This is a genomic window from Bradyrhizobium sp. GW821-FHT12B03, from assembly GCF_058807535.1.
In genome coordinates this window covers 276,797-296,145 of record NZ_JBXAQU010000003.1, presented here as the reverse complement: position 1 = coordinate 296,145, position 19,349 = coordinate 276,797, and the positions used below count along the sequence as shown (strand labels likewise).

General features: G+C 58.5%; 17 protein-coding genes. 4 read left to right on the top strand and 13 right to left on the bottom strand.

Annotated features, from left to right (window positions below):
- Nucleotides 1–355: 355 nt before the first annotated feature.
- The 5 genes from AC1RUR_RS08465 to AC1RUR_RS08445 all read right to left on the bottom strand — a co-directional run bounded on the left by AC1RUR_RS08465 (nucleotide 356) and on the right by AC1RUR_RS08445 (nucleotide 7,172).
- Complete coding sequence (locus AC1RUR_RS08465) at nucleotides 356–1,753, bottom strand: aldehyde dehydrogenase family protein (protein WP_492842700.1); 1,398 nt, start codon at nucleotides 1,751–1,753, stop codon at nucleotides 356–358.
- A 183-nt stretch (nucleotides 1,754–1,936) separates the two neighbouring features.
- Nucleotides 1,937–3,127 (bottom strand): NAD(P)-dependent alcohol dehydrogenase, encoded by a 1,191-nt coding sequence (locus tag AC1RUR_RS08460; protein ID WP_492842698.1) that lies wholly within the window; start codon nucleotides 3,125–3,127, stop codon nucleotides 1,937–1,939.
- 36 nt (nucleotides 3,128–3,163) lie between these two features.
- On the bottom strand, nucleotides 3,164–4,369 hold the full coding sequence (locus AC1RUR_RS08455; RefSeq protein WP_492842696.1) for an ABC transporter substrate-binding protein: 1,206 nt from the start codon (nucleotides 4,367–4,369) through the stop codon (nucleotides 3,164–3,166).
- Nucleotides 4,370–4,471: 102 nt separating this feature from the next.
- Complete coding sequence (locus AC1RUR_RS08450) at nucleotides 4,472–5,749, bottom strand: cytochrome P450 (RefSeq protein ID WP_492842694.1); 1,278 nt, start codon at nucleotides 5,747–5,749, stop codon at nucleotides 4,472–4,474.
- A 496-nt stretch (nucleotides 5,750–6,245) separates the two neighbouring features.
- Entirely contained in the window at nucleotides 6,246–7,172 is a 927-nt protein-coding gene (locus AC1RUR_RS08445) for a Bug family tripartite tricarboxylate transporter substrate binding protein (RefSeq protein WP_492842692.1), read from the bottom strand.
- Nucleotides 7,173–7,528: 356 nt separating this feature from the next.
- Here AC1RUR_RS08445 and AC1RUR_RS08440 point away from each other — a divergent pair, with 356 nt between their 5' ends.
- From AC1RUR_RS08440 to AC1RUR_RS08425, 4 genes are all read left to right on the top strand, one after another.
- Nucleotides 7,529–8,722: a helix-turn-helix domain-containing protein gene (locus AC1RUR_RS08440; RefSeq protein ID WP_492842690.1), complete on the top strand. Its 1,194-nt coding sequence runs from the start codon at nucleotides 7,529–7,531 to the stop codon at nucleotides 8,720–8,722.
- A 130-nt stretch (nucleotides 8,723–8,852) separates the two neighbouring features.
- Nucleotides 8,853–9,572 carry a helix-turn-helix transcriptional regulator gene (locus AC1RUR_RS08435; protein WP_492842688.1) on the top strand — a complete coding sequence of 240 codons (720 nt, stop codon included), beginning with the start codon at nucleotides 8,853–8,855 and terminating at the stop codon, nucleotides 9,570–9,572.
- 97 nt (nucleotides 9,573–9,669) lie between these two features.
- On the top strand, nucleotides 9,670–10,302 hold the full coding sequence (locus AC1RUR_RS08430) for an acyl-homoserine-lactone synthase (protein WP_492842686.1): 633 nt from the start codon (nucleotides 9,670–9,672) through the stop codon (nucleotides 10,300–10,302).
- A gap of 92 nt (nucleotides 10,303–10,394) precedes the next feature.
- The gene (locus AC1RUR_RS08425; protein WP_492843152.1) at nucleotides 10,395–11,333 is read left to right on the top strand and encodes a LysR family transcriptional regulator; all 939 of its coding nucleotides are present in this window, start codon (nucleotides 10,395–10,397) and stop codon (nucleotides 11,331–11,333) included.
- Here the strand turns inward: AC1RUR_RS08425 and AC1RUR_RS08420 are convergent.
- The 8 genes from AC1RUR_RS08420 to trbE form a co-directional block, all read right to left on the bottom strand.
- Entirely contained in the window at nucleotides 11,306–11,548 is a 243-nt protein-coding gene (locus tag AC1RUR_RS08420) for a DUF2274 domain-containing protein (RefSeq protein ID WP_492842684.1), read from the bottom strand. The genes AC1RUR_RS08425 and AC1RUR_RS08420 overlap by 28 nt on opposite strands.
- Before the next feature lies 1 nt (nucleotide 11,549).
- Nucleotides 11,550–12,767 carry a TraB/TrbI/VirB10 family type IV secretion system protein gene (locus AC1RUR_RS08415; protein ID WP_492842682.1) on the bottom strand — a complete coding sequence of 406 codons (1,218 nt, stop codon included), beginning with the start codon at nucleotides 12,765–12,767 and terminating at the stop codon, nucleotides 11,550–11,552.
- Entirely contained in the window at nucleotides 12,764–13,798 is a 1,035-nt protein-coding gene (trbG, locus tag AC1RUR_RS08410) for a P-type conjugative transfer protein TrbG (RefSeq protein WP_492842680.1), read from the bottom strand. The genes AC1RUR_RS08415 and trbG overlap by 4 nt, the downstream gene beginning before the upstream one ends.
- The gene (gene trbF / locus AC1RUR_RS08405) at nucleotides 13,795–14,478 is read right to left on the bottom strand and encodes a conjugal transfer protein TrbF (RefSeq protein WP_492842678.1); all 684 of its coding nucleotides are present in this window, start codon (nucleotides 14,476–14,478) and stop codon (nucleotides 13,795–13,797) included. Before trbF ends, trbG begins: the two co-directional genes overlap by 4 nt.
- A 104-nt stretch (nucleotides 14,479–14,582) precedes the next feature.
- Entirely contained in the window at nucleotides 14,583–15,812 is a 1,230-nt protein-coding gene (gene trbL / locus AC1RUR_RS08400) for a P-type conjugative transfer protein TrbL (RefSeq protein WP_492842676.1), read from the bottom strand.
- Complete coding sequence (gene trbK-alt, locus AC1RUR_RS08395) at nucleotides 15,809–16,171, bottom strand: putative entry exclusion protein TrbK-alt (protein WP_492842674.1); 363 nt, start codon at nucleotides 16,169–16,171, stop codon at nucleotides 15,809–15,811. The genes trbL and trbK-alt overlap by 4 nt, the downstream gene beginning before the upstream one ends.
- Nucleotides 16,171–16,902: a P-type conjugative transfer protein TrbJ gene (gene trbJ / locus AC1RUR_RS08390; protein WP_492842672.1), complete on the bottom strand. Its 732-nt coding sequence runs from the start codon at nucleotides 16,900–16,902 to the stop codon at nucleotides 16,171–16,173. The genes trbK-alt and trbJ overlap by 1 nt, the downstream gene beginning before the upstream one ends.
- Nucleotides 16,899–19,340 carry a conjugal transfer protein TrbE gene (gene trbE / locus AC1RUR_RS08385; protein WP_492842670.1) on the bottom strand — a complete coding sequence of 814 codons (2,442 nt, stop codon included), beginning with the start codon at nucleotides 19,338–19,340 and terminating at the stop codon, nucleotides 16,899–16,901. The genes trbJ and trbE overlap by 4 nt, the downstream gene beginning before the upstream one ends.
- Nucleotides 19,341–19,349 lie beyond the last annotated feature (9 nt).

Below are 19,349 nucleotides of genomic sequence, written 5' to 3'. Positions count from 1 at the left end.
ACACTCCGCAAGATGCATTCTGGAATGAAGGGCAAACAACGATGGCTCTTCTGATACACCGTCGATGCAGCCGTCATATTCGCACATTTGTGCGGCTTTTGCAACTCATAAACACACTGACCCGCGCGAGATGCATTTCGGGGAGAAAATGGCGAGCGCCGGTGGGATCGCCCCCGCCCCCCTGGACGCTGGAACTTTCGACCTCCCGGCTCGCTACGTAACGCCGCAAATCTGCCGGCAAGAGCACCCGGTCAGCGGCGGCGCGGTGACGACCGGCGGGCTTCAAGGCGAAAGGCTAGCGTCCGCGGAGACTGCTGGCGGCGATCCTCAATTCCAACGCTAGCCCCTGAAATCTTCAACCGGGCATGTTAACGACCTGGAGTTGGGTGAACTCGGCCAACCCCTCTTCGCCGAATTCTACGCCCATTCCAGATTGCTTTGAGCCTCCGAAAGGGATCTCGATAGCAAGATCGGAGTGCTTGTTAATCCACACCGTTCCGGAATCCATGCGTACCGCGAGCTTATGTGCGCGGTCGGGATCAGCGGACCAGATTGACGCGCCTAATCCATACGGGGACGCATTCGCCCGACTGACTGCATCCTCCGGATCGGAATAGCGGATCACCGGAAGAACCGGACCGAATTGTTCTTCATCTACGAGTCGGGTGCCGTCTGCAATATCGCGCACAATCGTCGGCCGGATAAAGAAACCCTGCGGCTCTGTCGATTCCTCACCTGCGATCACCGTACCGTGTCGCTTGGCATCAGCAATGATTTCCAGAACTTTCTCGTATTGCGCCCTGTTTTGCAGAGGCCCTAGCTGCGTCCCTTGCTTCAGCCCATCTCCCACTACCGTATTTTTTGCAAGAACCGCGAGTTGATCGCACATTTCTTCATAAATCGAATCATGCACGTACAGACGTTTGATGGCCATGCATATTTGGCCGCTGTTCCGGAACGCGCTTTGAAAAAGCTTCGGCGCCACCGTCTTCGGATCGACGTCATCAAGAACGATGGCCGCATCGTTTCCGCCGAGCTCGAGCGTGATACGTTTCAGCGTGCTGGCCGCTCCAACCATCACCTTCATTCCGATCTCGGTGGAACCAGTGAAGGAGATCTTGCGAATATCCGGATGGGCCGTCAGCCAGGCACCGAGTTCATTGGTGCCAGTGACAATGTTCAATACGCCCGGCGGCAATGCATCCTTGATGAGTTTACCGAACATGAGGGTAGAAAGCGGCGTCGAGGGCGCCGGCTTAAGGACAACGGTGTTGCCGGCAAGAAGGGCGGCGGGCACCTTCATCGCCATCAGGGCGATTGGAAAATTCCATGGCACGATGGCGCCGACGACGCCCAGTGGCTTGCGATAGACCTTGACCTCCCGACCCTCGCTTTCGATACGACGCATCGGCATCTCAAACTTGGTCAAACTGCGAAAGAAGATCGAGGCCGCCATGACTTCGCCCGTCGCATCCGGCAGCGGCTTGCCTTGTTCCTGCGTTAGCAGTCGCGCAATGAGCGGAGCATTCCGTTGGATGATGTCGGCCACGGCGCACATGGCGTCCCTGCGAACAGCCGGTGGCGTCTCGCTCCAATCGGGAAACGCGGCTTTTGCCGCCGCGACAGCCTGATCGAGCTGCGCTCGCGAAGCGACCGGGCACTGCGCCAGCACTTCCTCGGTTGCGGGATTGATGACGTCCATGGTTTCCACCGTCGAAACCAGCTGCCCCCCAATCAGAAGCTTATACTCCATATCGTGACTCCAATTGAACAAGGGAACCAAAAGCGGATCATCAGGTGACCAAAGGCGCGCGTCTCGGACAAATGCCGTCCACACTAGGCCTCCTCTGCAGCATTGCATCTGCACCAGCCTTGCGGTGCGCCGCGCGGGCGGGAGGCGGCGGGAATCAGATTCGATCGAGCACTTTCCGAATGCCTATGGCATGACTAGTACGGGCTTCACCACCTCGCCGGCATCCATGTCACGGATCGCTTCATTGATTTGAGCAAGACGATAAGGCCGAACGAGCCGTTCGAGCGGAAGCTGACCTTCCTTATAGAGGCCGACCAAACGCGGAATAAATGACTTGGGATCAGAGTCACCTTCCACAACGCCGCGCCAGGTCAGCCCGCCGCCAACCAGCACGTTTGCGGGAATGCAATACATCGTTCCACGAGGTGGCGCGGCTACATGGGCACCGGTTCCAAGCTTTCGCAGGCAATCCGACGCATTGGTGATCACCTTCGGGTTTCCCGTCGTATCCAGGCTGTAGTGTGCGCCACCACCGATGATCGCTCGGATCTGATCCGGGATAGCCTCCGAGCGGCCGTCGATCACGTGGGTCGCGCCCACCTCGCGCGCGACTTTGAGGCGCTGGTCAAGAAGGTCCACCGCAATGATAGTAGAGCAGCCGACAATTCGGGCCGCGATGACGGCTGCAAGGCCTACTGCACCGGCTCCAAAAACAACGAAAGAGGTCCCTGGGGACGGCTTCAAAGCGAGCATGACCGTACCCATGCCGGTTTGGATTCCGCATCCCAATGGCGCCAATATGTCGAGCGGCAAATCATTATCTATCCGCACGAGATTCCGTGGGGTCGCGAGCGCATGCGTCGCGAAACTCGATTGTGCAAAAAAATGGGCTCCAAGCTTCAGGCCATTTTGATGAAACGGCGGCCCTCCTGGCCGTAAGCCCATGATATTGATCTCGACCATACGATCGCAGTAGCTCGGTAACGCCTCCAGGCAATTGGAGCACGAGCCGCACGAGCCGAAGGTCATCAGAACGTGGTCACCGGGTTTGAAGCCGCTGACGTTCTCTCCTACCGCCTCCACAATTCCCGCACCTTCATGCCCCAGAATTTGAGGAAACGGGATCGGAATATGCTGAAGCTTGACCGCCAGATCCGTATGACAAACTCCGCAAGCGTGGACTTTCACCAGGACTTCATCAGCTCCCGGCGCAGATAGCTCACAAGATTCGATGCTGAACGGAGCTTCAATTGAACGGGAGACCGCCGCCTGTATCTTCACCATATTCGCGCCGCCTTGTTTGAAACCAAGAGTTAGATCGTTGAGCGTCGATCTGTCGATCTGCCCGCAACGTGCTCCGACGGAGGGATGCATTTAACGACCCCTCCAATGAGCTTTCCGGCTACCGCATTAGTTGCGCGCACCTACAATGCCCGTCACGAACTCCCACTTAGTGCCGTCGAACCGCCCCATCCTTGCCGTCTGCCACGGGGTATGATTTTTCGACACGTCAATTTTGATCCCGGGCAGGAACATCGGCAGCTGAAGGCCGTGCACGCTGACAGCCTGCTTCATGACGTTTTCGCGCGTCAGATTCTCTCCACAATTCTTGAACACCTCCACCGCCATCTGAGCCGTTGAATAGGCCATCACTGCCGATGGGTCGTCGAGTGGCTCGCCAGGTGCCCACTGCTTCATGAAAGCCAGATAGGCCAGCATGCTTGCGTCAGTGTCCCAGGTCGGGTCGCCGGGAAATTTCAAGAAAATGGAGGTGAGCAGGCCGGTCGAAGCCTCAAGGCCGGCTGGACGCAAAACCGTGGCGATCTGCGATCCGCCCGTTGGAGCAATCTGCAGCGGCTTCCAGCCTATTTCAAACGCCTTGCGAATTGCCTGAGCTGTAAATTTTGGTGTGGTGCCCGGAACAAAGGTGTCTGCACCAGATGCTTTCAGCGAGACAATCTGAGAGTCTATCGTTGGATCGGTGATTTCATAGCTCGCCTCTTTTACGATCATCGTGGCGGCTTTTTTACCGAGTCCGGATTTCAGCCCGTTCAGGTAATTTCGGCCCGTATCGTCATTCTGATAAAGAACTGCGATCTTTGCGTTAGGCTTGTTTTCGAGAATATACTGGGCATAGATTCTTGCCTCGACGTCCTGTGTTACCAGGAACGGCATCGTCCAGGGATAAGTGGCGGGATCTGATAGCTTGAGAGAGCCCGCGCCCAGGAGGATTTGCGGCACCTGCCTGCTGTTCAAGTATTTGGCAACGGCAAGACTAGTCGGCGAGCCGACCGAACCAACGATAGCCAGCACTTCATCCTGCTCCACCAACTTTCGGGTTTGCTCAACCGTCTTTGGCGGGCTGAAGGCATCGTCCAGAGAAATCAGATTGATTTTCCGTCCGTTCACGCCTCCCCTATCATTGATCATCCTGAAATAGGCGACCTGCACTCGCCCGATGATGCTGAGCCCCGAGGCCGGACCGCTATAGGGCAACGTCTGCCTAATCTTGATTTCAGTATCGCTCGCGCCCGCACTATATGTCTTCTGGGCGAGCGCTGGAAAACAGGAAACCGTCAACAGAACGGTGGCCAGAACAAGGGCTTTCTTGATCATAAGTTCCTCCTCCTCACTACCGAACTCGAGCGATCGCCTTCAATGGGCGATTTGGAGCGTCGGTTTTCCGGGACAATTTCGAGGCGATGAAGTTGCTTATCCTCATTGCGCTCGAAATCGGATCGGCACCGTTTTAGGACCGCCAATGAAACTTCCTACCGTTCGTTTCGGCTCGCCGGCGAGTCCCAACGATCGAAGCCGGGGCAAGAGCTCCTGAAAGAAAATAGAGAGCTCCATTCGAGCCAAATGCATCCCCAAACACATGTGAGCGCCATAGCCAAAGGCGATCTGCCGATTGGGTTTTCGATCAAGACGGAACTCGAACGGATGCTCGAAAACCTCCTCGTCGCGATTACCCGACGGGAAGAGCAGGATGACGCGGTCACCCTTCTCGATCTGCTGGCCACGCACCGAGCAATCCTGAGCGGCGGTGCGGACAAACTGATAGATCGGCGTGGTCCACCGGAAGGCTTCTTCGACAAGTGCCGGGATCAGCGAAGGGTCATCTTTCACGCGCTGGAACTGCTGCGGATTATCGCATAGCGCCCAGATCGCGCCGGCAAGCGACGACGAGGTGGTGTCGTGGCCCGCCGTTGCCACGGTGATGTAATAGCCCATGGCCTCAAGGTCATTGATAGGACGGCCGTCAATCACGGCGTTCGCAATAACAGTGGCCAGATCGTCCGCCGGGTTGAGTCGGCGCTGTTCGCTGACACCGCGGAAGTAGCTTTTGAAGTCCTCAATAACCTTGTTGACGACAATAGCAGTCTCAATCGGAGACAGGGTGGATTTGCTTCGATTTAGCTCCCTATCCTTGCTACCAAAAAATTCTTGGGTCAGCCGCAGCATCAACGGCTCATCCTTCTCCGGGATGCCCAAAATCGACATCAGGACGCGAAGTGGGTAATACGACGAAATCTGCGTCGCGAAGTCGCATTCACCTCCTGTGGCAAGAAGCTTGTCCACGAATGTTTTCGCAATTCCGCGGATGCGGTCCTGCAGCGGCAGCAGGTTTTTGGGTTGAAACCATGCCTGGGTGAGAAGCCGGTATTTCCTATGATCCGGTTCATTCATCGAAACGACGCTGCGAAACAGTTTGGGCATTCCGGCCTTAGCCGCAAATTCCTGGTCCGCTTGCGTCTGCATCCCCTGCACGCCGGTCATCCCGCTGAGGAATAGATTGTTCTGCCGCGCCACAGCCTGGATGTCATCGTGTTTCGACGCGACCCAGAAGCGGTCATACCCCTCAAGTTCGCCACGAGCGAATGGGAAGTCGCTACGTATAACAGCGAGCGTCTTGTGCAATTCATCCCAGTTCGCGTAGGAGAACGGATCCACGACAGTGCGCGCAATTTCACCGGGTAAAACCGAAGCATTCATTTTACGCAGCTCCAATAGGCCATGGCAGGCATTTCGCCGTGCAATGGCAGGTCTTCAACGGACAGGGACGATGTTTAAAGGGATGAATATTGCCATTAGATCCGGGAGGCGGACCTTAGTGCCGGCACATTCCGCGAGCGGCTGTCTTGTGCACCGTGTAGCCGATCGGAAACGTTTCTGCTGATCACACTCGCCGCACCCTTGGCCGGCTCGACGATGACGTCGTCCAGCGTCCGCATTGGCATCATCCGTCCCTTCATTCCATTTTGTTTTTTTGGTCTTCGAAGATAGATCCGGCGGCGAGCCGTCGTCTGGTATGACCGTGCAAGAATATATGAAATGCGTGCAATTTCGGTGGACGCCTCGATCCTCGCCTGTCCGGATCGGCGGCAAAATGACGCCCACACTTGGGTGCGCGGCCGTTCTTTCACCCATGGATCCGATCTCGTAGATCCATGCCCTCTCCTCCTAGAACGGAGCGGATTGGCCTCGGTGGTTAGTTCGGCTTGAGGCCCGCGGCCGCGATGATCGGCATTAGGCGCTCCTCCTCACGGTCCCGAAATGCGGTCAAATCGGACGGCGATATCTGCCATGGGACGGCTCCCAATTCCGCGAATCGGCTGACGATCAGAGGGTCGGCGAGCGCCTTGTTGGTCAAGGCGTTGATGATCTGCACAACATCCGGATCCATTCCCGCCGGCCCACAGATCGCCGTCCATGCGGACATTTCGAAACCGGGCAACACTTCGTCCATCGCAGGAACATCCGGCAAAGCAGGGCTTCGCGACTTCGTCGTCACCGCAATAGCCTTCACCGATCCTTCTTTGATGTGAGGCAACCCTCCGGATATCACATCGAAAACCAAATCGAGCCGACCGGCTATTAAATCCACGATCGCCGGATTGCCCCCGCGGTAGGGTACGTGTTGAATTTGAACTCCGGCCATGACTTTCATCAACTCGGCTGCCACGTGAAGCGTCGTACCGATGCCCGGAGACCCGTACGTGTATTTGTCCGGCTCTCTTCGTAAGAGACTCAAAAGCTCTTGCGGCGTGGACGCAGGAAAGTCTTTGTTGGCAAGGATGATGTTCGGGACCTGCGAAATTCCAGCAAGGTAGGTGAAGTCTCTGCCCGCATTGTACGGCCGTTTCGCGAGAATTGCAGGCGCGAGGACATTGGCAGAACTCGCCGCCATCCCGAGCACATAGCCATCTGGCGGAGATTTGACAACGCCCTCGAGGCCCACCGTACCGCCTGCACCGGCTCGATTCTCAACGACAAACTGCTGGCTGGTCGCTTCGGTCATCTTTTGGCAGACCAGACGAGAGGTAATGTCCGGTCCACCCCCCGGCGCAAACCCGACAACGAATTTCACGCTTCGTGAAGGCCAGTTCGATTGCGATTCCGCACGAAACGGCACCATAGCGGGGATTGCTCCCAGAAAGGCTAACGTCTGCCTACGCGACCAAAATTCCTGGTTAGCCACTTTCGCTCCTCGTTTTGCCCGGTCTTCGCCGAACCTGCGGGCGCAAGGTAAGCAGACCTTTTGGAAGATGCTACATTTTCGCACATCCGTGCGCTTTTCATATTCGGGCCGTCGCGCCTCGCTTGCGGCCTCGTTTTGATCCCGCCTGCTTGCTCCAGTTTGAGCGCCAACATCGGCACGCCCAACACCCGGCACCCGCAAAAACGGCCGCGGCCAGCGTCTCGACTGTGGTCGAAACGACCGTCCAAAAAAGATTCGCCAGACGGCAATATCGCACAGTTGTGCGATATTGCATGGGCAACCATCAAAGTTCAACAAATTTTTGCACATCTGTGCGACAACACTCGGCGCTGCGGACGATGAGCGAGGGCTGCCCGCCTCATGCCATTGCCGGCGCTGCACTGCAGCACAATCCTTACGTCCCGCTGCTCAGTTCCACGATAGGGCGAGAATTGATTATTCGCACAACTGGACGAAAATGCTATTATCTGGCGGACCGGACACCGTCTTCACTCAGCGGTCTCTATGGGGAGAGAGATATTATGCAAGAGCATGGAATGTCCCGCTATAGGTGCATCAGCTCTCGCGATGAATGGGTCGATGCCATCTCTCCACATTTCGTCGGTGCGCGCATTGCAGAGCGGCGCGCCCGACTCTCGTTGAACGTTCGAGTCGAAATGTTGGCGCGAACGACGGTTTTTGACGTAGACATGCGCTGCTCCGGACTCGAGGCGGGACAGTATGGAATGTCAGCCGAGTCTGCTGCGCAGCATCGCTATTTGGCCCTATTACAGGTCAGCGGCGCCAGTAAAGTCGAGCAAGGCGGGAGAGTCGTCACCCTGATGCCTGGGGATTGGGGATTGTTCGAAGGACAGCTTCCGTGTTCGTTCAGCCTCAGGGATGGCAGCAGAATGGTCAACCTGCTATTGCCGGACTACGAACTCGGGCGATGGGCAGACTTGATCGGTAGTAGCGGGCGGCTCATTTCGCGCTCGGACGACGGAAACATGGCGGCAACTCTGCTGATGGAGTTTCTATCGCGATCCACGGAGCCAAGGGAACGTCTGAAGTTCTTGGTCGAGACGCTGTTGGTCGATCTTCTGACCGAGGCAATGGAGCGGCCACTCGGCCCATCGAAATCAAATTGTGCGGCAGACCCGGCAAAATTGCGCCGGGCCAAGTCTTTTATTTCGGACGAACTCACGAATCCGGCATTGCGGCCTGACGACATTGGCCGTGCGATTGGCATGTCACGAAGGGCTCTATTCGATCTTTTCGGCCAGGTCGGCCAAACTCCGATGGGCTACGTTCGCGCGCAGAGGCTCGATGAAGCAGCCCGCCGCCTGCGTGGCGCCAAAAGCGAGAGCCGATCGGTGGCTCGTATCGCCCACGATCTCGGATTCGCCGATGCGTCGCATTTCAGTCGACTGTTCCGTTCACAATACGGAATGAGCCCACGCCAATGGGCAGTTTCACCCCATGAATGATGCATTGATGGAATGAAATCTTGAACGCTCGTTAGAGAGGCCGTGTCGCATCGCAAGCTTCGCCCCGTGTGGCGAGCTCTGCATGGATCAATCGCTGTCACGACTGGGTCAAGAGTAGGGCTTCGTCCCAATGCACCAAATTTTTCAAAGGTTCATTGATCTTTTGTCGACCGCTGAGGATTCGGCTGGATTTTCTGACGCAATGGCCGTGACAGCGGAAGCTCTCGATCTATCTTGCTTTGCGTATCTGAGGCTGCCGCGCCAGCTGCACGATAAACCACGTTTGATCACAACATACCCGGAGAAGTGGACATCACATTACCTTCGGAGTCGATATGAACGCATCGACCCTGTCGTCGCGCAAGCGCTCCAAAGCCCAGAGCCTTTTAAATGGGGGGCTGGCTATCCATCACAGTATAGTTCGCCAGAGCAGCAGCGGCTCCTGGATGAAGCTTCTCAGTTTGGGATCCGAACTGGCTTCACTGTTCCCATTCACGACGGTCGTGGTCCGATTGCAGCGCTCACCTTTGCTGCCAACCAACGAGAGGCGCCGTTTGAAATCTGTATCAACTCGCATGCACGAGTCCTTCAGCTTATGGCAATGTATTTTCATGCCCACGTTCGCCGTAAGCTCACTGACGAGCATAGGTTAGGCGTGAAACTTCTCTCTCCCCGCGAATCCGAATGTCTCGAATGGGCTGCACAGGGCAAGAGTGCCTGGGAGATCGGACGCATTCTTGATATCTCACGTCACACCGTGGCCTCTTATCTTGATAGTGCGAAGCAAAAGCTTGGCGTGCGTACAATCGTGCAAGCGGCGGCACGTCTGGCGGCTGCAAAAGGAGAGTAGCACAATTAAGGCGGGGCTCCCCCTGCAACTAAGGGTAATGCACGCGATCACGAAGCAGGCTTCCATAAGGCATCAAAAATGCTGTTTGGAGGCAATCATGATTCAGCTCATTACAGAGCGGTGCTACGGTGAGTTTGCCGAAACTCTCATCGCGATGCACCAACTTCGCTACCGAGTTTTCAAGGAGCGTCTGGATTGGGAAGTCCACACCAGCGGGGATATGGAAGTTGACAGTTTTGACGCGCTCCATCCTGCCTACCTTGTGCAGCTAGCAACCGACGGCCGAGTGCAGGGCTGCGTTAGATTACTTCCATCCGTCGGACCTACCATGCTGAATGACACTTTTCCCGTGCTGCTCGCTAATCACTGTGCACCGTCAAATTGCTCAGTATGGGAAAGCAGCCGATTCGCACTGGATGTAGCGTCGGATGCGCCTAAAGGGAAGCACGCTATAGCTTGCGCGACATATGAATTGTTCGCTGGCATGATCGAGTTCGGCCTCTCGCGACGACTTACCGATATCGTCACAGTAACCGACGCACGAATGGAGCGCATCCTACGCCGCGCCGGCTGGCCCTTACGACGCCTTGGCGATCCGTGCAATCTTGGGAATACCCTGGCCGTTGCAGGTTATCTCGATATATCCGCTGAGATGCTAGCTGGGGTCCGTGACGCCGGTGGTTTCACCGGGCCCGTCCTTTGGGAGCCGGTCGTTCTAGCCGTCGCTTAAGGTCAATCTAAAGACGACAGCTCTGTTAGCTCTCAAGCGGCAGCTACCTGCAGCGCGACACAATGCATCTGCTCACCTCGGAGAACGAGATGATGGACCAGCCACGCGTGCTCCAGATGCACGCTGTTGATCTGAAGCAGCTCCGATTCGCAATCACAGCCGCAGATTGCGGGAGTCTTCGGCAAGCTGCGGAATTACTGTCCATTCGACACTCGATCCTGAGCCGATCTATTCGTCAGCTTGAGCACCGGATCGGCGTCACTGTATTCGAGCGCTCAGGCGGAGGAGTAAAGCCAACGCCGGCAGGACGAAGCGTTCTGAGGATGGCCCGGTTAGTTCTAGAGCAAGTCGATGTGCTTGTTGCAACAGCAAAATCGAATGGGCGAGGCGAAGCAGGCCGCCTTTCGATCGGCTTCTGCACCTCCATATCCGCCGGCAATCTGCGAGCGACACTGACCGAATTCAAGAGCCGGTTTCCGCAAGTCGAACTCGCAACGATCGAGCGGTCGCGAATACGCCTGGCAACTGCGTTACGAAACGGCACGATCGACATTCTGGTCGTAACTGGGGAGGTGCCGCTGCCCGACAATAACGTTCGCCCCCTCTGGAGTGAGCGGATCCTGGTCTCCTTGGCCGAAGATCATCCATTGGCGGCGCGCAGCGCAATCTATTGGACGGACCTGCAGAACGAGACCATTCTGTTGAGCCAGCACGATCCCGGACGCGAACTCGAGGATCTCCTGATATCAAAGCTGGTTTCACCTGAAGATCGCCCTCGGATCGCGCGCCATGACGTCAGTCGAGGCATTATTAAGAGCCTTGTCAGCATGAAGCTTGGGATCACCTTGGTCCTGGAATCAGATGTCGGCGCAAGCTTCGCTGGTTTGGCCTATCGCGATTTGCGCGATGGGACTGGGTCGACCCGCTTTGATTTTTCGGCGCATTGGCGGGCCGACAATGACAATCCTGCCCTCGGCGGCTTTCTCAACCTATTGACCGAACGCTATCCTTCATTGACGGGTGGTGAATGAGTCATACGACGCCGTTTTGCAAATCCACGATCCGTGGCCATGAATCGCGCAAGCATGGGCGCAATCAGCTTACTTGGATCGCTAACCGGCTGCCCCGTCTCTCGCCCAAGGGCCGCCGCGTAAGCGACGAGATCTCGGTGCACGGAGGCCGGCAATTCAATGTTGACCTTGACTGGTCTCTCGTCGGGAAGCGCCCCAATCTTGAGCTTGGTCATGTCACCCTCTGTAAGGCTCGAGAACGAGATCGCGATTGACGATGACGCGCACGGGAAATCCCGGACGGATTGTCAGCGTCGGCTGAATATTCAGACTGCGCCGGACGACTTGCTGGCCAGTCTGATTCAGTGAGTCCCCTGCCCCGCGCCGCAGTGCCTGGATGATTGCACTGTCGTTGCTGTTGGTGTCAGAGCCCGCGCCAAGCTCGGTGCCGACAGCCAGCAGCGTCGAAAGGGCCGCGGCCTTGAACAGCGCGCCCCAATGGTTGTCGACTTCATCTTCCAACCCTGAATTTCCTGCCGCATCCGCGCCTGGCTGTCGCTCCAGAACGATCGAACGACCATTCGGCATAATCAGGCGAGTCCAAACCAACAGGACACGAGACTGGCCGAACGCGACCTGGCTGTCGTAGACGCCTATCAAGCGCGCTCCCTGCGGGACGAGGAGAAGGCGCCCGGTCGGCGAATCGAAAACGCTTTCTGTTACCTGTGCGGTGATCTGGCCTGGAAGGTCCGAGCGGATCCCGGTGATCAGGGCTCCCGGAATGACAGTTCCAGCCTGCACAATATACGGTGAAGCCGGCCTAGTGACGCGGTCAGGGCTTACTGTACGTCGATCCACGGATGCGTTGACGAAGGCGAGCTTCCTGTCCTGACCGCTCTGCGCGGATCCTTCCTCGCTATTGGCGGTCGAGATCGATGGAGCATTGCGGTCGCTTCCCTGAGCGACAGCAGGCGGACGCACTTCTCTCCCATTGGTCGAAGCGAACACATGGCTCACGCGGGCTGCTTCGGTTTCCTGATCCCGGCGCTGCTGCTCCGCATCTGGAGCCGTAGCGCCGATCGTCGGCGACTGGCCCTGAGCAGCAAGAATTGGTCGGCCGAGGTCTCCAGGGAGCGGCGGGCCGAGTTGCGGGACCGCTTGGCGTGCCACACCCGCGTAGTCTTTCGGCAGCATCGTAATGCCATCGGCAATATTGTGATGCTCGGTGCCATGGAGCTCATCGGCCGCCTGGTTTCGAGGGCGATTGCTCTGCAACGACCACAACACAGCTCCACCGATGACAAGCAAGGCAACCGCGCTCCCTCCCACCAGTACCTTCCGCGACAACCGTGACACGCGCGGATGCTCCGCTCTTAACCGGAAGCTCCCGGACTGCTCGTCCTGTGTTTGCGGCGGAATGGCCTGCTCGTGATCGTTTCCATTCTGGGTATTCATGACGACGGCCTCCCGTCAGTCCTGACAATTCTGACCTTCTGCTGGTGCTCACCGCCGAGCCGCAGTTCTGCGGCCGCAAATAGCCGATCTACGATCAACACATTGCCGTAGGCGCGGTAGTTGACGAGTTGGGTCTTTCCGTCGGGGCCGATGACGAAGAGCGGCGGCATCTCGCCTTGCACAATCCCTTGCGGGAATTCGACATAGACCTTACGGCCATCATCATACGCGGTAAGTGGCCGCCAGGGTGGGCTGTCCCCTTCAATCGCGTAACGAAAGACGCGTTGGGCCGAATCGGGAAGAACGGGTCGTAGCTTAGCCGATCGCGATCGTTCGCGAACCGTCTCCGGATAGTACCAGGCAACGGATGGCATGTATGGCCGCTCGCGAGAGCGGAGCTCGATCAGGTAAGTGCGCCGATCCGTGTTGACCACGAGGTTGGTCTCGATCGACGCGCGGGTCGGCTTCACCAGGATGTGGACCCGCCGCGTGTCACCACTCCCGCTCTCGGTATCACCCACAACCCAGCGCACTGTGTCTCCGGCCGCGATTGGACCTGATCCCGTCAACAGCTCTCCCTCTTCGAGGGCAATATCAGTGATCTGGCCGGGCGCGGCGTAAACCTGGTAGAGCGCCCCGGGGCTGTACGAGTAGACCTGGGCCGCGTTGAAATATCCTTTCTTGCGCGGTTCGACGCGCGCTGCAGTGTTTGCCGTCTCAACCCGAGTCACAGGTTCAGCCTCTTCCTTGCCTCCCACCTTGCCGCCAAGAACTGGTTTCCAAAGCGGTGGAATGTGAAGCGGCCGCTGTCTTTCGTCGAGAGCCACTGGAGACGCCGGCAACGGCGGAAGCTCCTTGTCATAGCTAATCTCCGGCGGAATGTAGGTCGCGCACCCACCGAGAGCCGACGTACAAAGCAGAACCGCGGACAGGAGCATGCGCTTCGAGCTCACGACTTCGCACCAGATCGGGCTTAACCTACGATGTGTGAGGGGAAACTTCGAATACGCGTCGGGCGTGGTCTTGGTCACTGACCCAACTCCTTTGACCAGTTGATGGCGCGGACGTAGACGCCAAGAGGATTTTTGCGCAGGCGCTCGGCATCGCGCGGCGTCTCGATGACGACCGTGAGTATCGCGGTCCAGCGTTCGGTCGAGCTCAACGAGCCGTTGTCGTAAATGCGTTGGGTCCACGCGACCCGAAAGCTGTCTGGTGAGGCGCGGATGACGCTGGAGACATCGACGGAGATTTGCGCTTTACCCAGCTTGGCGAAGGGATCGTTGTTACGCGCGAAGTCGTTGAGGGCGGCCGCGCCGCGGTCGGTCGCAAAGTCGTAGGCCCTGAGCCAATTCTGGCGCAGAACGATGCCATCGGCCGGCAGCCCTCTGACATCTTCGATAAAGCGCGCCAGATGGTAGGCGATCTGCGCGTCGGTGGGTTGATAGTCGAAATTGGCGGGCGCAACCCTCTGGGCCTGGCCGAGCCGATCAACTTCGACCACCCAGGGCGTGATCGACCCATGCGCCGATTGCCAGACAAGTCCACCGGCGAGGCCCGCCGATAACATGAGGCAGCCGAACGCCATCAGGCGCCAGTTTTTGGCCTGCACGCGAGCTGATCCAATGCGTTCGTCCCAGACCTGTGCTGCCTTTTGATAAGGCGTGATCGGGCCGGGCATGCGCCCGTAGTGAACGGAAGGTCGTTTGAACATCGATGTTGCCCCATTGGATCGAGTGATCGGTGTGATGTCGTGCGGCATCGTGGTTTGAGACGTCGCTTCCTTAGCCGGTGGCTAAGGCAACGATTGGCTGCGTTTCAGCGCTCTCCTTCGGACAAATCGACGGAGGAGCCGCTGCCGCCATGATCGCCGGAGCGAACCGCGTGGCCGGCGGTCGACGCGCCGTGTTGGATGGTCTGGGCGCGTTTCATGCGCCGCGCCCAATCAGGCTGCCCGTCGGCGGAAGCGCTCACGGCCGGTTCATTAGCCTGCCCGGTGCTGGTGAATGCGGCGGCCGCTCGACGTAAAGGGCTCGTGGCAGCCGAGCTACCGGCTTCAGCGACGCCGGCGAGACCGCCGCTTCGATAGGCTGCGGACGCGCCGGTCAAGACGGCGCCCCCACCGCGCGCAGCACCTGCGATCGCGCCACCGGCGAGGCCAGCGCCACCGGCGGCAAGACCTGCGCCGGCCGCAACAACGCCCCCAGCAGCAAGGCCCGTCCCAATCGCGGCGCCTGCGCCGAGTTGCGGTCCGCCGGAAACCAGGCCGTTTGCGATTCCCGGACCGAAGATGCCAAGGCCCAACAATGAGAGGGCCGCGAGCACTAGCGTCATTGCGTCTTCAATTGTCGGCTGCGTGCCGCCGAAGCCCGAGGTGAACTGCGAGAACAGGGTCGAGCCGATACCGACGATGACGGCCAGCACCAGGACCTTGATGCCGGAGGATATGACGTTGCCCAGCACCCGCTCGGCAGCGAATGCAGTTTTGCCAAACAGACCAAACGGAATGAGCACGAAGCCGGCCAGCGTCGTCAGCTTGAACTCAATCAGGGTGACGAAGAGCTGGATCGCCAGGATGAAGAAGGCGAGCAATACAACGACCCACGCGAACAAGAGAACGACGATCTGAACGAAATTCTCGAAGAAGCTGATGTAGCCCATCAGGCTCGAAATCGAGTCGAGCAGCGGTCGGCCGGCATCGAGCCCAACCTGAGCGATCTTTCCCGGTCGCAAGAAATCTGACGCGGACAGACTTGTGCCAGACGCTTTCAGCCCAAGACCCGCAAAGCTTTCGAAGACGATGCGCGCCAGACTGTTCCAATTGCTAATCAGGTAGGCAAAGACGCCAACGAACAGTGTTTTCTTGACGAGGCGCGCGATGATGTCCTCGTCCGGTCCCCAACTCCAGAACAACGCGGCGAGCGTGATGTCGATCGCGGCTAGCGTAGTTGCGAGATATCCGACATCGCCACCCAATAGCCCGAAGCCATTGTCGATGTAGCGGGTAAACGCCTCCAGAAACCGGTCGATAATGCCGGTACCGGTCATGGCCTGCTCGCTTCAGGTATCGCCGCGAATGGATACCCTTGCGGCATCCGGCTCTCGTCCTTTGCCGCGGGCGTCAGGCTGGCAGCCGGATCGGGGCGGCGACCATCGTCCTTCCTGGCAAAGAATCGGCGCCGGTTTTCGGCCCAAACTTTCTGGCAATGCTGATAATCTGCCGCATCCTCCGAAGTGACCGTGCGGCAGCGGGCGAGATCGGAACCGTCGACATCCGAGGTCCGCTCTGCCTTTGGCGGTGCAGACGTCTCTTCTCCGCCACGAAGCTGGATCGTGCAGGCTGCGACGACCAGTATCCCGATTGATGTGAGTAGCGACAACGCCTTGAATGGGCCTGTATCAGCCATCAGTGAAACATCTGTACGTTGGAGGATTGATAGCCCTGTCCCGGCGTCAGAAACCGTCGAAGTTGTTCTCGGCCCTGGTCTTGAGCTGAGGCGCGCTGCGCCGCTTCAAGGCTCTGCGCCCTCCCCTGCGCCGTCACGACAGCCGTAAGGTCGGCGAGTTGCTGCGCGTGTAGTGCGAGAATCTGATTACCAGCCTGCGTCGCCTGCAGGGCACCGCTGGCGCTTTGGCTTGACGTTACGAGCGCGGACGTCTGGATGCGATTGGTATCGAGGTTACCGACGATGCCAGCTTGAACCCGGAGCGCGTCCTGTGTTGCGGCGTAGGAATTTTGCCAACGCGATTGAGCGTTGGCGACCAAAAGCAGATTCGACTGGCTGCCCGTGGCCGGCGAATAGCTGGTCGAGAATGCGCGATCGATCTGCTGGACGTCGTAGGCGATCCGCTGAGCCTGGGCCAGCAATTGCTGGGTCCGTTGGATCGATGCTTGCAGTTGCTGCAAGGACGAATACGGCAGGCTTGCGAGATTCTTTGCCTGATTGATCAGCATCTGCGCCTCGTTCTGCAACGAGGTGATCTGATTGTTGATCTGTTGCAGCTCCCGTGCGGCGGTCAGGACGTTCTGGACGTAATTGTTGGGATCGAAGACGATCCACTGCGCCTGTGCAGGCGCTGTGACGCCAAGCGTAGTGGCGACGGCGCCAGCCGCCAGCAAAGAGTTAAGACGCCTCATTGCGATCTCTCCAGATTGCTGAGATTGGGGATGAGGTCTGTGGCCCAGGCGACGCCACGGTGCTGGAGCCAGGACGGCACGAAGCCGTCGCTTCCATGTTCCGCGAGGAGTTGCCCGATAGCAGCCTGATCGGTCTTGGAAGAGGCTGCCGTAAAGGCCAGTGCAACCTCGCCCAGACCGAGTTCGAACATTCGGTTGCCGCGGCGCGACTGGCAGTAGTAGTCACGCTTCGGCGTGGCCCGGCTCAGAAGTTCGATCTGGCGGTCGTTGAGGCCGAAGCGACGGTAGATCGCGGTGATCTGCGGCTCGATCGCCCGCTCGTTTGGCAGCAACAATCGGGTCGGACAGCTTTCGATGATCGCCGGCGCAATTGCCGAGCCATCGATGTCCGACAGCGATTGGGTGGCGAAGATTACGGACGCATTCTTTTTGCGAAGCGTCTTCAGCCATTCCCGGAGTTGGCCGGCAAAATCCTCGTCGTCAAGGGCAAGCCAGCCTTCGTCGACGATGAGAAGTGTCGGCCGACCATCGAGACGGTCTCCGATCCGATGAAAGAGGTAGGCTAGCACTGCCGGGGCCGCGCTGGTTCCGATCAACCCTTCGGTCTCAAATGCCTGGACCGAGGACTCGCCAAGACGCTCGAATTCGGCATCGAGCAGGCGCCCGGACGGACCGCCTAGGCAATAGGGTTGTAAGGCCCGTTTCAGGGAATTGGATTGCAGGAGAACCGACAGGCCAGTCAGAGTGCGTTCCTGCATCGGCGCCGAAGCGAGAGAAGTGAGTGCCGACCACAGATGATCCTTGACCTCCGGGGTGATCTCGATCTTTTCCCGTGCCAGGATCGCGCCGATCCATTCCGTCGCCCATCCGCGCTCTGAAGCATCGTCGATCCAGGCCAATGGTTGCAGGGCGACGGGGCTTTCGTCCCCGTCGGGCAATGCACCGCCGAGATCATGCCAATCGCCCCCCATGGCGAGCGCGGCAGCCCGGATCGACCCACCGAAATCGAACGCAAAGACCTGAGAGTTCGGGTAACGCCTGAACTGCAGCGCCATCAGAGCGAGCAGGACCGACTTGCCAGCACCGGTCGGCCCCACCACAAGGGTATGGCCGACGTCGCCGACGTGGAGCGAGAACCGGAATGGGGTTGATCCCTCCGTCTTGCCGAACAGGAGCGGCGGACCCTTGAAGTGCAGGTCCCTCGCCTCGCCCGCCCACACCGCCGACATCGGAATCATGTGGGCGAGGTTGAGGGTCGAAACGGGTGGCTGCCGCACATTGGCATATGCATGTCCCGGCAGACTGCCGAGCCAGGCCTCGACGGCATTCACCGTCTCGATCATGCAGGTGAAATCGCGGCCCTGAATGACTTTCTCGACCAACCGCAGCTTTTCGTCGGCTGCACCGGGATCGCCGTCCCAGACGGTGATGGTTGCGGTAACAAAGGCTTGTCCGATCTGATCCGAACCCAGTTCCTGCAGGGCGGCGTCGGCGTCTATGGCCTTGTTGTGGGCGTCGGTATCGAGCAGCATCGACGCCTCGTTGGTCATGACCTCCTTGAGAATGGCGCCAATCGACTTTCTCTTGGCGAACCACTGACGGCGGATTTTGGTCAGCAGCTTGGTGGCATCGGTCTTGTCGAGCATGATAGCACGGGTCGACCAGCGATACGAAAACGCCAGGCGATTCAAGTCATCCAAGATTCCTGGGGTCGTGGTGCCCGGAAAGCCGACAATCGTGAGAACTCGCACGTTGGCTGAGCCCAACATCGGCTCGAGCCCGCCGGTCAGCGTCTGATCGGCCAGCAGCGCATCGACGTACATGGGAATTTCGGGCACTCGAACACGATGACGCCTGGTTGAAATCGTTGAGTGCAGGTAGGTCAGCGTGTCCTGATCATCGAGCCAGCCGCACTCCGGCATGAACCCTTCAAGGAGCTGAAGCACACGGTTGGTTTGATCGACAAACCCGCGGAGCACCTCCCGAGCGTCAGCTCCCACGGTTCGATCGCGGCCCTCATAGAGCAGTCGCTCTGCCTTGGCCGCTCCTTCCTCCGGCGGCAAATAGAGGAACGTCAGAAAATAGCTGGACTCGTAGTGCGCGCCTGCCTCCTCGAATTGTGCTCTGCGCTCGGCGTCGACCAATGCAGACGCGACATCCGGAAAGGTGTTCGGCGGGTAAACACCTGCAAAATGGCGCTGCGCCTCGACGAACACGGCCCAGCCGGATCCCAGACGACGCAAGGCGTTGTTCAAACGCCCTGCGACGGCGACAAGTTCAGCTGGCACCGCACTGTCGAGGTCAGGTCCCCGGAACTTTGCTGTCCGTTGGAACGAGCCATCCTTGTTCAGGATGATTCCCTCGTCGACCAAGGCTGCCCAAGGCAGGAAGTCCGCAAGACGAGCATTGGAATGGCGATATTCGGCAAGGTTCATCATGACTGGGAG